The 12,294-nt window shown below is 57.1% G+C and carries 10 protein-coding genes; 4 read left to right on the top strand and 6 right to left on the bottom strand.

Annotated features, from left to right (window positions below):
* Position 1 precedes the first annotated feature (1 nt).
* Together ACSQ76_RS22125 and ACSQ76_RS22120 are read left to right on the top strand one after the other, a co-directional pair.
* Entirely contained in the window at positions 2-883 is an 882-nt protein-coding gene (locus tag ACSQ76_RS22125; protein ID WP_038147410.1) for a TniB family NTP-binding protein, read from the top strand.
* Positions 880-1,671 carry a TniQ family protein gene (locus tag ACSQ76_RS22120; protein ID WP_038147409.1) on the top strand — a complete coding sequence of 264 codons (792 nt, stop codon included), beginning with the start codon at positions 880-882 and terminating at the stop codon, positions 1,669-1,671. The genes ACSQ76_RS22125 and ACSQ76_RS22120 overlap by 4 nt, the downstream gene beginning before the upstream one ends.
* A gap of 36 nt (positions 1,672-1,707) precedes the next feature.
* On the opposite strand, the gene ACSQ76_RS22115 is transcribed toward ACSQ76_RS22120, so the two are convergent.
* Entirely contained in the window at positions 1,708-3,072 is a 1,365-nt protein-coding gene (locus tag ACSQ76_RS22115) for a hypothetical protein (protein WP_437158358.1), read from the bottom strand.
* A 501-nt stretch (positions 3,073-3,573) separates the two neighbouring features.
* Here ACSQ76_RS22115 and ACSQ76_RS22110 point away from each other — a divergent pair.
* The gene (locus ACSQ76_RS22110; RefSeq protein ID WP_437158357.1) at positions 3,574-4,569 is read left to right on the top strand and encodes a hypothetical protein; all 996 of its coding nucleotides are present in this window, start codon (positions 3,574-3,576) and stop codon (positions 4,567-4,569) included.
* On the opposite strand, the gene ACSQ76_RS22105 is transcribed toward ACSQ76_RS22110, so the two are convergent.
* A complete protein-coding gene (locus ACSQ76_RS22105; RefSeq protein WP_437158356.1) occupies positions 4,528-6,954 on the bottom strand; it encodes a hypothetical protein in 2,427 nt (808 codons plus the stop codon). The genes ACSQ76_RS22110 and ACSQ76_RS22105 overlap by 42 nt on opposite strands.
* A 384-nt stretch (positions 6,955-7,338) precedes the next feature.
* Here ACSQ76_RS22105 and ACSQ76_RS22100 point away from each other — a divergent pair, with 384 nt between their 5' ends.
* Entirely contained in the window at positions 7,339-7,599 is a 261-nt protein-coding gene (locus ACSQ76_RS22100; protein ID WP_437158355.1) for a hypothetical protein, read from the top strand.
* 68 nt (positions 7,600-7,667) lie between these two features.
* Here ACSQ76_RS22100 and ACSQ76_RS22095 read toward each other — a convergent pair whose 3' ends face one another.
* From ACSQ76_RS22095 to ACSQ76_RS22080, 4 genes are all read right to left on the bottom strand, one after another.
* Positions 7,668-9,266, bottom strand: a complete 1,599-nt coding sequence (locus ACSQ76_RS22095; protein ID WP_437158354.1) for a phospholipase D-like domain-containing protein — start codon at positions 9,264-9,266, stop codon at positions 7,668-7,670.
* Positions 9,267-9,337: 71 nt separating this feature from the next.
* Entirely contained in the window at positions 9,338-10,276 is a 939-nt protein-coding gene (locus ACSQ76_RS22090; protein ID WP_437158353.1) for a hypothetical protein, read from the bottom strand.
* Positions 10,273-10,818, bottom strand: coding sequence for a hypothetical protein (locus ACSQ76_RS22085; RefSeq protein ID WP_437158352.1), 546 nt, complete (start codon positions 10,816-10,818; stop codon positions 10,273-10,275). Before ACSQ76_RS22085 ends, ACSQ76_RS22090 begins: the two co-directional genes overlap by 4 nt.
* A gap of 28 nt (positions 10,819-10,846) precedes the next feature.
* Positions 10,847-11,992 carry an endonuclease/exonuclease/phosphatase family protein gene (locus ACSQ76_RS22080; RefSeq protein ID WP_437158351.1) on the bottom strand — a complete coding sequence of 382 codons (1,146 nt, stop codon included), beginning with the start codon at positions 11,990-11,992 and terminating at the stop codon, positions 10,847-10,849.
* Between the last annotated feature and the right edge of the window lie 302 nt (positions 11,993-12,294).

Raw genomic sequence — 12,294 nt, 5'->3', positions numbered from 1 at the left:
ATTGAGGGCAGGGACAACTGAAGAAGACGGCCGGATCGCCCTCATTCAATCGGATATCTGGATCGGCTTTCCTCGGGCGGAACAGGTGTTGGACCGCTTGCAGGGCATGATCGAAGCGCCACGACAAACCCGTATGCCTGGGCTTCTTGTGCATGGCGCCTCCGGGATCGGAAAGACGATGATTGCCCGAAACCTGTCGCGCAAGTACGCACCAGAATACGATCCGGCGTCGGGCATCACCCGCACACCGCTTCTGCTGTTGCAAGCGCCGCCCGCACCTGATGAACGGCGGTTTTACCTGCACATCCTGGCCGCCGTCGGCGCCCCGGCGACGGCTCTTAGCGCCCGCGCTCAAAATGTGGCTTCCCTCGAAGTCCGTGTCATCGCGCTCTTACGCGACCTTGGCCTGCGGATGATCATGATCGACGAGGTCCACAATCTCTTGGCCGGGACCCACCGCGAACAGCGCCGATTTCTCAATGTCCTGCGGTATCTCAGCAATGAACTCGAGGTGTCACTGGTCTGCCTTGGGGTCAGCGAGGCCGTCGATGCTATTCGCGGTGATATCCAGCTTGCCCGACGGCTGGACGAACATCATCTGCCAAACTGGCGCGACGATGCCGAGTTCTCGGACATGATCCAGACCCTTATTGCTGCCATGCCACTGGAAAAGAAGTCCAACCTGAAGGTCAAATCTCTCAAGCAGGTCTTGGCACTGACCGGTGGGGTGACCTCGCGCATCTTCGCTCTGGTCAAGGATCTTTCCATCGACGCCATTATCACAGGCGAGGAATGCATCACCGATGACGCAATCGCAAAATGGACGCCGGTTTGGTCGCGCCATGCGAACCCCCATCGGCGGCTCCAGAAGTCCCGGGTGTGAAGCCGCACCCGCTGCCCAAGACTGTCGCGCCGCTGCCAGACGAGTTGTTGTCAGGTTGGTTGTCTCGGCTGGCGGCGGCCAACTACTGTGATGATGCGGAACTACTGGCTCATCTCAGAATCGATACCGCGCATGGCACCGCCTTGGACTTCAACGTCGACGCGGCTGCGGCGGCGAAGATTGCCAACGCCGCACGGGTTAACCCAGATGTTGTTCGATCTTTGACCTTTCCGGCAATGACGCCACGAGAAGCCTCGCTGACGGCTCAGATGCCATTCCAGCATTGCATGCAATGCGCCAGAGAGGGTCTTTCGCTCAGGCATTGGAGGCGGGCCTGGGCATTTGACTGCCAAGTTTGCGGGACGAGACTTGTGCAGACCCTTGGCAAACTCCGTGAGGAACAAATATCTGGAAAACTGATATACCGAGCGCGCCGCGGGGCAGAGATGCTTGAGTGCGCCGCGCGCTCGCGCGGCCCCAAGCAACTTCGGCGCGCAATGCGCGCAGTCACCTTTGCCATGTCACTCAAAACCTTCCGCGGGGATCCGTCGTTCGCTGTCCAGAACCCCAGATCGGAAGTTAGGCTGTTCTGCCTCGCCGCAATCGCCGCCGCTCGATCTCATCCCTTGGCTAAGGCAGCCATCGTCAGCAAAAGCATCGACGACTATGCAAGGGTTGCTCTCTTGCGCGCCTTCGAGAAGGAGCCTCGATTGCTTGCCGCGGTTGATCACATCGCGCAAAGGTGCGCGAGAAACAGGGGCCCCATGACAGCCGTATCTCACAATTAAGGGCAAAAATTGTCGCCAAACGCGTCGCGTCTCAGATTAAAGGGCAACGCGACAATAGCAAAAGCAGGCCATAAGGTCGGATCGCCTTAGATCGGCGCTGTCCGGTGTGATCGGAACGGATGGATCGTTCACGCTTTCCAGAAGACGGGAGGTGAAAACGCCGACGAGCGACGCGACCTGCATAGTATCGCGAAACCGGTCAATCTCGGTGCCATAGGTCTTGGGGATCGGAGACAGTAGCTTGTGGAAGCTGTATGCGACCGAGTTCAGCGCATAGATCTCACGAGGCTCGAGGTCCGGGCGCAACAGCACGCAGGTCCATCCTCCGGTGCGCTGCGTGTCACGCAGAGAGCCGACAATCGTACCCAGGGTAAAGCCATCGGCGGCGTGGAACGGAATGTTCGGTGCATAGAGGCTGAGATGTTTGTCCGGACCCTTGGTGCGCCTGGCAACGGCGTCGATCTTGAGAAGTTCGCGCCGATCCGCAACACTTGGTCGATTGGTGATCTCATAGACCTCCTCATCGAAGGCCGAGAAGTAGTACCCATGGACCCCTCTGTCGGCGTCTTCGGTGCTAGAAAACCCTGGCAGAAGCCACACAAAGTCCCGGACGATCAGATCAATATCGTGGATCCGGTTGGTGATTGACGAACGCGCGCGGCGATACACAAAGAAGCCGCCGGTCGTGTGATCGTCCTTGAGCTGTTTTTCCACGCTGCGTCCGATTGCGGCGGCGCGGAGGGCCGCGGTCATATCACCAAGACCAAGCTCGACCTGCATGTTGCGCAACTCTTCACGCCCCATGACCAATTCGAAGATCATGCCGAAGGTCTTGGTGACATCGCGAACCCGCTGGACATTTGGACTGTTGCTGCGCGTCGCGCTGTTTCGGCTGCTGTTGGCGGCCTCGCATAGCTGTTGCATGGCCTGCTTCCAGGCACCGTTTTTGTGAACATAGCGCTGGCATCGCGCCCAATCGAAAGCGCGATCGATGGCCTCTTCGAGAAAAGTGAGCAGGTGTTTCAGTTCAATTAGTGGAGGAGGGGCGGTGGCGGCGATATTGAGGGCTTCGGCAGAGACCACTCCGGTTGTGTATGGACGGGTACTGCAAAAGCTGTCGTTCTTGACGAGCTCTTTTGCACACATGGTCAGGACCGCATTGTAGACCACCTTCAGGCGGGATTCATTGCCCGCCTTGATCATGGTGCCGTCCAGCTCATCGAATGCCGCATCACCGTATTCGGGAACAAGGAGATCAGCTAAGTCAGCCGGGTTAAGTGATTTTTCGGGATCAACCCTGTAGTAGGAAAAGAGCAGCTTTGCGATTGCGCCGGTATATAGAATCGCGTAGACAGCCGGTCCATGCTTCGGCTTGCGATTATCTTCTTCGATAATTGCCACTCACTAATCCAATTCTGACAACTCCCACAGAGTTCCATCTCTCAAACATCATTGAGAGTTGCAAGTCTTTCGTTGAGCGCGGAGTTGGTGAGCGGCGCTATCAAGATTACTGGTATGGAAGGATGTGGCGTCTTGCCAGAAGGCAAGAAAATGGGATTTTCTGCAGTTGCGAAACATCAGAGTCCCCCAACGCCACAAGCAACAAGTACCTATGTAGTAAGTGCGGTCAAGGGGTTCTTCCAACAGGAGAGCCAACTGTGACAGGCAGTGAACCATCCGGGTATCGGCGCACGTGTTGTAGCTGCCCCCGAAACAATACTCGCGCAAGCGACGAAAATACACCGTTTCCCGAACACGCAGATTGCAGCCTTGGTGCTTGTCCGATCTGCTTGGCCATGGTGACAGACAGTGATGTCATTGTAGCGCGAAAGTCGGATTGGGACGCTATCTGCGGGCCAATCACTTACCCCCGTCAGGCCAAAAAGCGGCGGTGGGTATCTCATGACTGAGCTGTTGCAATTTGAACCGCCAAGGGATTTCCGGTTGCTCTTTGCCGCCCGGCACGTCCTCGAAGACCAAGCCACCGCACCTGCGATCTCCGGTCAGTATCCCAGGTATCATCAGGAAATTCGCGAAGCTCTGGAGGCCGTCGCCGGGTCGATCGACGTGACCGACAGTGAAGTTGGCATCGAGGACCTGATTCCCGCGTCAGACTACGTTTTTTCGCTGATGAACAGGGTGAAGATGAACAACGGTGAGGTCTTTGTGTCGACTCTCTGCGAATATGCCGGTGTAAAATACCTAGGTGCTTCTCCCGCGGTTCGGGCTCTGGCAGAAGACAAGCATCTCGCCAAGCATCTGGTGCGGGCGTTGGGGGTGCCAACTACCCCGTCGGTGATCAGCTCCCGCTACCTGAGAGCGCCTGATGAGCAACCGTTCGCAGGCCCGTTTTTCGTGAAGCCGCGCCTTGGCGCTGCGTCTGAACAAGTGACGCAATATTCTCGGCAGACAACGTGGCAGGGCGCGTGTGCACAAGCTGACGCACTTCATACGGATCGCTTGGACGCACTGATCGAGCAATTCGCGCCCGGGCGTAACGTGACTGTGCCGATCATCGGCAACGCCGAACCGATGGTCTTCGAACCCGTGGTACTGCACGGATCGGGTCCATTTCAGATCATCACCCAGGATGACAAATTGCAGACGGGCTCAGATATGAGCTTTGAATTTTTGGACAACGCCGAGCTCGTCGCAGCGCTGAAGTCCGCCGCGCTCAAGATCTATCGAGAACTCTGTCCACTGGACTACGCACGGTTTGATTTCCGCGTCGACGACGAAAGCGGCACGTTCCAGTTCCTGGAAGTGAATATCTGCTGTGATATCTCCAGCTTCGGCAGCTTGATGTTCTCGCTTGGAAACGCCGGCATCAGCCAAGAGGCACTGGTCTCACATGTACTAGCATTCAGCTATCTGCGGCAGCAAACGTCGGGGCAATAGTCCAAGAGCATCAAACGACCAATATTCCAGAAATCCAGGGCTATACGCTTTTAACACCGCTCCGGGGGTCGGGGACTCCCGGACAGACTCTATCTTCCGCACGATGCCATCCGCCACGACTTTGTTCTGGCCCTGGGCAGACGCGACAATTTCATTCAGTTCTTCGATCGAACTACGTTCATCACCCAAGAGCAACTGCAAGAGCGCCGTATTCAGTTGGTGCCGGATTTGCGCGACCGGAACCTCAACAGAGACACAAAGCGCATCGCCTTCACTTATGTAGTTTCGTGCCTTATCGTGGTGCCCCAGCATGGTTTCCAAAAGGGCCATGTGATCAAGTGCATAGAGCTTCGGCATGTTCGGCTGACTGTACCGCAGCATGTCGCCGAGCCGGTGCGCAGCGCTTCGGTGATTCCCGTCTCTCACATCAAGGAACGCCAAGTTGCACAGCACTTCTTCCATATGCCCAAAGCCGAAAGGCGACAGGGCAGTTAATGCTCCGTTGAATTCCGCGGTGGCCGTATCGAAATCTCCGGCATTTGCCCGTATCGAACCAATATTCGCTTGACAGGTGCCAGCGCCAAAGTGGTCTTTCTCGCGCTCGAACGCGACCTTTGCGTCAAGAAGGTACCGGATCGCCTCTGTCGCTGGGAAAGCAGCAGCCCCGTTCCTTAGGAAGTAGCCTTCGTTGCTTGCGCCTTTCGCTTTGGATGCAAGTCCTTCGAAAGTCCGTTGGGCGCTCTCCACCTCGCCAAGGTGCATCAACCCTGCGATCTTAATGGCACCGAGCACGCTAATCACTTCGGGCTCTCTGATCTTGCGCAACAGGTCGCCGATGAGCGCGTTCGCTTCAACGTGTTTGCGACACCGATTAAGTGAGATTGCGCGATAAACTTGTGCAGTCTCCGACGCGGACCACGCGGTTTCTGGAGCCTGGTCAAGCGCAACTAGGGCATCTTCATAGCGTTTGGTCGCGATCCGAAAGGCCACCGTCAAGAGGAAGGCTTGCTCATCTCTTGTTGAATTTGGTTCGGGCAGGGCATCGGCGAAAACTTTCGCCGTCTGCAGGCTTCCCGATCGGATGGCGCCGGCCACCAATTCCAGCGCGTAGCGCTGGCTCCTCTCGGGATCAACATCTAGCGAAAGAGTGTAGAGCAACGCTGCCTTGTAGTCTTTTGAAGGTTCGGTTTCGACGTGATCCCGCACTAAGGCCTGGTAGAGACTATTGCGCGCCGTGAGCATCAGTACACGGTTGGCCCGTAGACCGGCGACTTCCTCATCAGAACTCACAGAGATCTCAGCGGCGAAGGGTTTGCCGAGATAGGATTTCCAAGAGATAGTAGATTGCCGCTCTAGAGATGACAGGGCCCGCGCGACTTCGCTATCGTCCATGTCCTTGACCGTCGGGTCGAATTTTGTCGCCCCCGACAGTACTGAGATCGGCAGGGGCTGTTCGGCTGCAACCAAGTATTGCAGCAAGGCTTTTGCTTCTTTGGACAAGTCTGCGGTGATCCCTTGCGGTGCACCTGATTTGAGCGTCCTTACCACTGAAATCAGGCGGTGTGCGTTACCCTCAGTCTCTTCGGCAATCCTGGCTGCCTGAGATTCACTTTCAAACACACCCGCGGCAGAAAGAATATCCTCGGCCAGTAGGTGATCCGGTATCTTGAACGGGCTGACAGTCACAGACTGACCAACACTTTCGATGCGATCTTTCAGGTCAACAAGCGACACACGTGAGTTTGGTCGGTCCACATATCCCAGCAGAAACCTGACGTTGGACTTTGCATCACCGATGGCATCGCGAAAAACATCGAGATCATCGGATGCAATGAACTGGGCATTGTCGATCAGAAACAGGATCGATTTCGATTTCAAATGCGTCGTCACGAGACGCGCAAATCGATCCGCCGCTTGGGACGAGTGGTAGGTAGATCGGATACGATCAAAAGCCTGCTCGGTCGCGGGTTTGAGCATCGCGCCGCCGGGTAGGAAGAATGACAAACCGCCACCGATAGTATCTCGAACGAATTTTCGGAAGGCCTCTGGTCGCTCGATCCTACGAGCAAGTGCTTCCATTTGCTGACTCAGGGACAAAAAGAAATCATCGTAGATCAGGGACGAGCCGCTACGAAGACTGCTTGAGTAGATTGTGAGGCAGTCTTCGCTCTGAACAAGTTGGGCGGCGTGCTTCAGAAAGCTTGTCAGTCCGGCTGCAGGGGCAGCGCGCAGGATGCACACGCGCGCATTATCGGGGGCACCCAAAGCGACTTCTCGCACAATTTCGGATTCAAGCTTTCTGTTTTGAAACGCAATGTCTGATGTAGTGAGCAATGTACCTCTAAGCCTAAAATCTAAGGTGAACACCTTGAGGCAAGGTGCCACTGATTGCGTGTTCCTGCCAGCCAGATTTCGGGCCCGCGGCATCTAGACTTGAAATAATTCGGCCGGCACAGATTTTCTTGTGCCAGATGGCTTAATCCAATTTTGTAAGTCGCTACGAACATCGGCCGTCTGCCGACCTGGACATGACTCAAGCATGAAAGCTCGCACCTCCAGTCCTAGTTGGCTAAGAGAGTGAAAGTGGGCTTTGGGCCCTGTCGGATCCGGAGAAGGCTGGAAGGGGGTCTGGCAGGGTTCCGTAGAAAGACTGCCGCTCTTCCGTGGAACTGCTAAGGATGCCGTTTGCTGTTACAGCCTGTTCAAATGGACAGCTCGAAAAGTTTTGGCTTAACTTCGGTAACGCATTGGAAGCTACGAGGGGGAGACATGGCGGAATACAAAGGGTTTCGGTATGCGGTAATGCACCATGAAACCGATCAAGGGTCCACGACTGGCGTCAATAGTCTTGCAGTTGCGGACAATCCTATGCCGGTGTCGGCGATTGGCAGTACGATCGACTTGGACGATCAGGTCGATGGAAAAAAGATTAAAGGCGTCGTCACCCATCACCATGTTCGCATCGAAGGCAAGGTGAGCGGTGGGATAAACATCCTTTACCACTCAACCGATGTCTACGTAGCAAAATAGCTAATCTGAATTCCGGTTAACCTTTACCCAAGCAAGGCGGACCCTTCTTAGTAGATCCTCCGCCCACTCTACACACGGCTTCTGGAAAAAAACCGTCTGCGCACCGAGCGCGGCGTATCGGCAAAATAGTCCGTCCACCAATCGTCCGTCCGCAATGGCTTGGGCGGCTTTGACCCGCGAAACCTCAAGGACTCCCTGAAGGCGTGATGGCTGTAGAGCCGCATGAACTCGCCCAGATAAATGTCGGCCACCCGTTTGTCGCCGCGCACGACAAGCATGTTCTCGTCATTCTTCTCGGTTGATGCCTTCGAGAAGTTGGCCGAGCCGCCGACGACGATCGGGTCATTGCCAAGCGGATCGATCAGCATGAACTTGTTATGGACGTAGCGCACATGGCTGTTAAGCCCGGTCAGCCGTTCTTTCACCCAGCCGTCGATCTTGTTCGTTTTGATCAAGCTGCCAATTGCGAAGGTGTTTTCCGGCATGTTCCGCAGGACCTGGATTTTGCGCTCTTCCGCCTTCCGGGCCTCTTTCGTACGTTTCGGACCGGCCGCCTTTTCCATCAGAGCAAGCCGGAACGGCGCGTTGCCCGAACGATAGACCTCCTTGAAGACGTCATGCATGCCGAAGGCAAACGTCATCATCAGACCTTCGCGCGCCTTGAAGGCGATGTCGGCGTACCAGTTGAGCGCATCGATCGAATCGCGCGGGCTGAAAATGGCGATCGTTCCCGCCGGCGTCTTGCCGGTTGGCAGAAACGATATTGCCTCGACCTTGTGTCGTGTCGGTTCGCCGTTCAGGTCTTCGTGCAGGATCGCCCAGTAGTCGAGAAACGACTGCGCGACATCGGGGTTCTCGACGACATGGGCGACGTTGGACTGGCCGAATACCCCGCCCTCGGAAAAGTTGGTGCCGCCGGTCCAGACGCTCTCAGGTGCGCCCTCTCGAAGCTTGACCATGAACTTGTTGTGTTGAATGGCGCTCTTGAATTCCATGCGCTCCTTACAGACGCTGGCAAGGCCTGCCGCGGCAACGGCCTTCCGGTTCTCGTCGCGCGGGAACTCCTTGCGCGCATCGTAGATAATCTGCACATCGACGCCGCGGTCGACGGTTGCCTTCAGCCGATCTAGGATCGGGCCGTAGCGAAACTCGTAGGCTGCAACACGCAGGCCGTCGCGACCGCCATCGCACTCGTCGATGAAGACGGCCATGGCCTCCATGAGGCCGCGCGACAGCCAATCGTAAGCTGCATTGTTCGGAACCTCTTCCGGCCCGCGATCGCCGAAGCGTCGCGCATAGGCCTGCGAGCCCGCAACGCCGCGGTTGAAGTAGATGTCGTGATCGCCCGCTTCAGGTGCTTCGGTCGTGATTTTGATTTCCACTTCGGCATGGACCGTCAGGTTCTTCGGGTCGCCTTTCAGCGCTGAAACCCGGTAGGTGTAGTCATGCCCGGGCTTGGCAGTGTAGTCGGACCACTGGAAGGATTGGACGGGATGGTCCTTCGTCGAGTGAGGCGTTCCAGGCGGAAAGCCTGGATCAGTTTCTTGGAACGCCTTTTGGCCGCTCAGGTAATAGGCCTCGTCTTCGGTGTGGTCGGTTCGGTGAATGGAAAATCCCATCAGACCGTCACAGTCATCCTCGGGCAGATGCCAGCCAAGCAGGACCACATAGCTCCCAGCTACCACATGCAGTTTCAGTCCGTCCCTGGTTTTGTCTCGCGCATTTCTTCCTCCTCCGCTCAGTCCTCATCGTCGGATTGCTGCAGTTCCTCCAAATCGCCGATCAGCTTCTCGAAGACCTCAAATTCCTCGCTGCCTGGTTCGATGAGGCGGGTGCCCCCGTCGGGAGTGACGATCCGCATGTTGCCCCGGCCGCTTTCGTCGCGGGCACGCTCGTAGTCGTCGAGGAGCTGCTGCGAGGTATCGGTCGGCGCGATCGCGTGGTTCATCTTGAGCAGGCGGTATTCCAGGTTTTCGTGCGACTGGCTGTGATCCCAGAAGACGTCCGGTGAGCCGAGGACGCGGCAGCCGAAACAGTCGAGAGAGGCTTGGGCGCTGATCACGACGGACAGGTTTGAGACGAATGTGATCGCCATCACTCCCGGAATGAACGCTTCGCCTTCGTCCATGGCGGTGATCTCGTCGCGCAGGATCCCGGCCGCGAAGGCGTCCGCATCCTCCTCGCGCTCCTTCGAAGCTGTCGGGTTCAGATTGAGGGCCGGTGCCTGATCGGACGGGATGAAGCCGCCATAGTGGTCGAGATGAATATGGCCGAGCTCGTGCAGAAGCAGAAGCGCGAGCATCTCCTTTTCATGACCCTTGATGAGCACGTTGCCCTCGGCGAGCTTTGGGAAAGACTCCTCGAATTCCTGAGTGCCAATCAAGATGGCCCGGCAGCCCTGCCGGACATGGGCCACCATCCCGTTGGCATCGGAGGGTTTGACGGCAAACACTGGGATCTCCGATCCTTGCACTTCGCCGTCCTTGGCCAGTTCAAGACGTAGCTCGGGATCGCCGAGGAGACCGTTGACGATCTTGACTGCGTCCGTGAGCTGCGTCTCAGTCGGCTCGATGAGCCGACTTTCGAAAGAGCAGTCCTGCGCTGGCGCTGGCTTGACCCCAAAGGTGACCGCTATGAGGAAGGCGCCGCAGACAGAAATTGCCCGCGAAAATCTCATGCGGGACACCGCGCGACCTTGCGTTCCATTTCTCCCAGATACTGATCAGCAAGCGCCGCGTCGCTCTCGGTGCGGATGTCCTCAACCGTCTTGCGGACCTGTTTCTCGATCTCCGAAATGCATCCGAAACTCTGCTTGGCCTGTCCGTCCAGATACCCGGCGGCATAGGTCGAGACCGCCGAAAGGCTGCCGAGCAGGCCGATCGCCACGGTGAGCCAGACCTTCTTCTTCTTGAGGTCCTCATACATTTTCTGCAGGCCGGCGAAGAAGGCTATCAGCGACCCGGCGACGAGGACGAGAAAGAGGAGACGCTGTGCCCAAGTCTGATAGCTAATGCCGCTCTCGTTGAGCGTGTCGGCGCGTTCGTTGGCGGCTTCGACGGCGGCCCGCAATCGATCCGGATCGATGGCGATCGTGTCGTTGGCGCCGAACACCGCGTCGGGCAGGTCGGTCGTGACGCCGACTGGGCTCGGAAACACAAAGAACGCCCCAATCCCGGCGAGAAGCAGGACGACGCCCAGTCCCATGAAAAACTTGCCCATGTCCCGGCTCTCCTTGCCGCTATCCCTGTTACCGTGTCACCAGCTCGATCATCACCGGCAGATGGTCTGAAACGCCGGTTCCGTTTTCGGGGTTGAAGCGCTTGGATGATACGAAGCCTTCGCCATTCGCCTCGATTTGCTCTCCGCTGGTTACCGCGGTCCGAAAGGATCCAAGATTGACGAACCAACCGGACATTGAGCGCTGTTCGGCGAGCATGTTTTCCGAAACAAGGAAGAAGTCGAGAAACGACCATGTGAACCACGTTCCGAACCCGCGCTCCCGATGCTTGCTGGTGCCGGGTTCCGCGCAGCCACTCGTGACCTCCGGCGGAACACCCCACCTGCCGAACCGGACCATGCGTTGAAACAGATCGCCTCGCGTTTCGCTACAATTGAGATTGAAATCGCCGCCGGCGATGACGAGTGCGTCTTGTGGAAGTGCGCTACGGGTCGCGATCAACGTTCGCATCGCATGTTCGCGGCAGGTCAGCGGATTGCCACCGGAGGGCAGATGGACGCCGAAGACATGCAACGCCTTGCCATCGGGGAGCGTCAGGGGGACCTCAATGATGTCACGTGTGCCCCCGCAGAGCTCGGTATCGGTTCCGAAGTCAACCTGATGCGCTGTCGCAGCCGCCGCGAGCGGCAGGCGGCTCGCGATGGCAACGTCGATGCCCCGGTCGCTTGTCACCGAGGTCGAGTCGAGCTGGACCAAGGTCTGAAACCGTAGCTCCGAAGGTAGCGCGTTGTTCAACCGTGCCACGATAGCCGGGTTCTCAGTCTCCGGCATAATGAGGATGTCGGGATAGGGAGCGGCGGCCACGATCACATCAGCAAGTGCGGCGAGCTTTTGGTCGAGAACTGCTTCGCTCCAGTCGAGATTGATGCACTGCTGGGCGTAGAAATCGATGTCGTTGTGGGCCCGGCAATTCGCTTCGTGGTCAGGATCGGCCTGTTTCACGGCGAGCGGCAGATAAGTATCATCGCCAGTGTTATCGGGGTCGTCTTCCGCATCGAACAGGTTTTCAACGTTGAACGCCATCACCGTCACACGGTGGAACTCTTGGGCTGAAGCTGTGCTGACGATCGCGATGAAGGCCGCTGTAAATGCAATTGGCCGGAGTTTCATTTGAACGTCTCCCGAATCTGTTTGCGTGCTAAAGTGCTTCAACATCAACTCGGTCCTTATAACCCATTCTTTGCAGAAAATCATGTCGGCATACCGGCAGTGCAGAAGGCTTTTTGAGCTCATGCCACTCGTCTGGATCCACTTCCCATGTCATCCTCTTGGATCCCGCGCATTGTCTATCCGTTCGCTCTCTCAGCGACGAAAAGATATGGATTGACGAGATAGCCGCGGAAACCTGAAAGACTGGCTGCTGCGCACAGGCAATCAGCGCAACGAGAGTCATTAACGTAAGGCAGTTGACGGAGGAAGAGTTGAAGAAGCCAAGCCCACCCCGCCGTGTCTACAAG

The sequence above is a fragment of the Roseovarius sp. B08 genome, from assembly GCF_051417955.1.
GTDB lineage: Bacteria > Pseudomonadota > Alphaproteobacteria > Rhodobacterales > Rhodobacteraceae > Roseovarius.
The sequence above is the reverse complement of the archived record's forward strand: the minus strand, read 5'-3'. Positions and strand labels throughout refer to the sequence as shown.

Coding starts and splice junctions, on each gene's coding strand:
- ACSQ76_RS22110 (WP_437158357.1), top strand. CDS start 3,574: ATGACTGAGCTGTTGCAATTTGAACCGCCAAGGGATTTCCGGTTGCTC.
- ACSQ76_RS22100 (WP_437158355.1), top strand. CDS start 7,339: ATGGCGGAATACAAAGGGTTTCGGTATGCGGTAATGCACCATGAAACC.
- ACSQ76_RS22090 (WP_437158353.1), bottom strand. CDS start 10,276: ATGAGATTTTCGCGGGCAATTTCTGTCTGCGGCGCCTTCCTCATAGCG.
- ACSQ76_RS22085 (WP_437158352.1), bottom strand. CDS start 10,818: ATGGGCAAGTTTTTCATGGGACTGGGCGTCGTCCTGCTTCTCGCCGGG.
- ACSQ76_RS22080 (WP_437158351.1), bottom strand. CDS start 11,992: ATGTTGAAGCACTTTAGCACGCAAACAGATTCGGGAGACGTTCAAATG.